The sequence below is a fragment of the Pseudescherichia vulneris genome, from assembly GCF_902164725.1.
In the GTDB taxonomy this organism is placed as follows: domain Bacteria; phylum Pseudomonadota; class Gammaproteobacteria; order Enterobacterales; family Enterobacteriaceae; genus Pseudescherichia; species Pseudescherichia vulneris.
Genome location: NZ_LR607338.1, coordinates 2,923,420 through 2,924,538, shown reverse-complemented (window position 1 = coordinate 2,924,538; position 1,119 = coordinate 2,923,420). Strand labels below are relative to the sequence as shown.

The 1,119-nt window shown below is 56.0% G+C and carries 1 protein-coding gene and 1 tRNA gene; both read left to right on the top strand.

Annotated elements, in window-relative coordinates; translation table 11 throughout:
• Positions 1-157: 157 nt before the first annotated feature.
• A complete protein-coding gene (locus FN633_RS12265; RefSeq protein WP_154057893.1) occupies positions 158-874 on the top strand; it encodes a DUF554 domain-containing protein in 717 nt (238 codons plus the stop codon).
• A gap of 105 nt (positions 875-979) precedes the next feature.
• Positions 980-1,055, top strand: a tRNA-Phe gene (locus tag FN633_RS12260).
• Positions 1,056-1,119: the final 64 nt, after the last annotated feature.

The following is a 1,119-nucleotide window of genomic DNA, read 5'->3' as shown; positions in this document are numbered from 1 at the left end:
TATTAAGAACACTGAATTTAAAGAAGCGTAACAAGGAGAAATTTCGCGCAATAATGTCACTTTTAATCTACCCATGCAACCCACAATGCGTGCGTAATCAGCGCGTTTTTCCGGCATACTATGCAGTTATGTAAACCGAGATTTCAGGAGAAACAGCGTGCTAACCGGACCCTTTATAAATGCTGCCGCCGTGCTGATTGGCGGGACGATTGGAGCCCTGCTGAGCCAGCGGCTGCCGGAGCGGGTGCGCACCTCCATGCCCGCTATTTTTGGCCTCTGCTCGCTGGGGATTGGCATTCTGCTGGTGGTGAAGTGCGTTAACCTACCGGTAATGGTGCTGGCCACGCTGCTCGGTACGCTGATTGGCGAGATATGCTATGTCGAACGTGGGATCGGCGGCGCGGTGAACGGCCTGCGCCGGCTGATGCAGCGCGGCGGCAAGCAGGGCGCCCCTGCCCCCCATGAGACGTTTATTCAGAGCCTGGTGGCGATCATTATTCTGTTCTGCGCCAGCGGCACCGGCGTCTTTGGTGCGATGCGTGAAGGGATAACCGGCGATGCCAGCATTTTGATCGCTAAATCCTTTCTCGACTTCTTTACCGCGGTGATTTTTGCCACCTCGCTGGGTATTGCTGTCGCGGCGATCTCGATACCGATGCTGCTTATTCAGCTCAGCCTGGGTGCCTGCGCCACGCTGGTGATGCCCCTGACGACACCCGCGATGATGGGTGACTTCAGCGCCGTCGGCGGGGTCCTGCTGCTGGCGACCGGGCTGCGGATCTGCGGTATTAAGATGTTTGCCGTCGCCAACATGCTGCCCGCGCTTGTTATTGCTATGCCGCTCTCGGCGGCCTGGAGTGCATTTTTTGCCTGAAAACGGGTGCAGGCGCGGCAAAGTGGTGATAGATTGTGCAGTCTGCAACGATTTAAATAAATTTCGTTGACGACGCGAGGCGAATCGGTTTTAATGCGCCCCGTTGCCCGGATAGCTCAGTCGGTAGAGCAGGGGATTGAAAATCCCCGTGTCCTTGGTTCGATTCCGAGTCCGGGCACCAATATTTAGAAGAACCCGCCTAAAAGGCGGGTTTTTTGCTTTTGGCGAACCGGACTCTCCATCGA